General features: G+C 55.7%; 1 protein-coding gene. It reads right to left on the reverse strand.

What is annotated here, in order from left to right:
- Window positions 1-6: 6 nt before the first annotated feature.
- On the reverse strand, window positions 7-1,212 hold the full coding sequence (locus CKW14_RS29160; RefSeq protein WP_095126667.1) for an ISL3 family transposase: 1,206 nt from the start codon (window positions 1,210-1,212) through the stop codon (window positions 7-9).
- Between the last annotated feature and the right edge of the window lie 103 nt (window positions 1,213-1,315).

Below are 1,315 nucleotides of genomic sequence, written 5' to 3' on the forward strand. Positions count from 1 at the left end.
GGTTCTTCACGGATTACCGGGAAAGACGCTCTTGATCTTCATGAAAAAGAACTCGCTATCCCGGTAACCGTACGCCATCCGCTTGATCACCTTTATTCGATTGTTTATTCCTTCCAACTGACCGGTGTGCATCGGCCAGCGCACCCGGCTTACGATGCCTCGCCAGTAACCCTTTAGCCGTTTGGCAAACTGCACCAGAGCCGGTATTTCGCTTTCATGAGCATGGCGCAGCCATTGTTTCCAGGCCGATCGCCAGCCCCAGGCGCTGCTAGGTGCCCAAAGCGTTTTGAGTTCAGCCTTCATTAGATAGACTGTCATCAATGCTTGGTTGGCCGCCAGCAGGTCCTTTAAACGTACCTGTTGCTCCGGCGTTTTCAGGTTCTGCGGGTTGCGTAGCAACAGCCATCGCGCTTGCTTGATGACCTTTCGGGCAGGCTTGTCATGGCGTAGCCGATTAGCTTCATCGACGCGGACCCGATCAATCACCTCTCGGCCATATTTGGCCACCACATGAAAGAGGTCGTAGACCACTCGCGCTTTCGGGCAGTGCTGACGGACCTCCAGGTCAAAAGCGGTATTCATGTCCATCGCAACCGCTTCGATTCGAGCACATCCCTCTGGCCCCAGCTCTTCGAAAAAGGGCCGAACCGCCGCCCGGCTACGGCCTTCGCCAATCCATAGCACTCTTCGCGTATCGGCATCCAACACCACACTGGCGTAGCGATGCCCTTTGAACAGCGCGAATTCATCCATCACCAGGCGTCGTGGTTGCGCCTTCGGCAGCGTGGCCAACGCCGCCTGTAAGGCTCGACGCTCCAGCAACCGAACGGTGTCCCAATGCAGCCCAAACATCTGGGCCACGTGCAGGGTGGGAAGTCGCTCGCAGGCTTGAATGACCGCATCGGCCAAGCGACGCGTCATGCGGGCATAGCGATCCAGCCAACTGACGGCCTCCATGCGTTTGCCACAGTCGCGGCAACCAACACGCCTGAGCAAAACGCTGAGGCGCACCGCACGACCGAGAATGGGTAGATCACGAATCACTCGCTCGCAATACTCATGAGTGGTTGAACAGGTTTTTTGGCACCCTCCGCAGGAAGGGAAGCGGGTGGTGTGGGGTGTGAGATCGATCTGGAGGCCGTCACCATCAGGCTTGATGTTGACGACAGAAAAGCCCTCCCAAAAAGGAAGGAAAGTATTAATATCGCGCATAAGAACGCCGGTTTGTTAGATGTGTTTGCTCGCACGAACATCATCAATCAAATCGGCGTTCTTGTTTCTGTCTTTCCCGGGATTCCGTGAAGAACCTTTTTTT

The organism is Pseudomonas sp. Irchel s3a12 (genome assembly GCF_900187485.1).
Lineage (GTDB): Bacteria > Pseudomonadota > Gammaproteobacteria > Pseudomonadales > Pseudomonadaceae > Aquipseudomonas > Aquipseudomonas neuropathica.